General features: G+C 37.5%; 1 protein-coding gene. It reads right to left on the reverse strand.

Features of this window, described 5'->3' with window-relative positions:
* Nucleotides 1-224 (reverse strand): hypothetical protein (locus tag FS628_RS31800; protein WP_222125364.1); only part of this gene is annotated, 224 nt, incomplete at both ends.

Raw genomic sequence — 224 nt, forward strand, 5'->3', positions numbered from 1 at the left:
GTATCCATCGAATTTAACATAGTCATCCATATAGCGATAGTCACCGTAGAATGCCACCCGCACTGCTTCCATCGGTTTACCTTCAAAGAAAACATTAAAGAATTCCTCATCGTTGTACTCATAGGCTAGATGCTCAAGACTACTATCCCAGCCATTAACCTCTCTTACAACGTTTTGTAGTTCTTCCATATTCTCTAATAAGTAAGCTTTAACTTTTTTCATTT

It is taken from the genome of Paenibacillus xylanexedens, from assembly GCF_007676705.1.
GTDB lineage: Bacteria > Bacillota > Bacilli > Paenibacillales > Paenibacillaceae > Paenibacillus > Paenibacillus xylanexedens_C.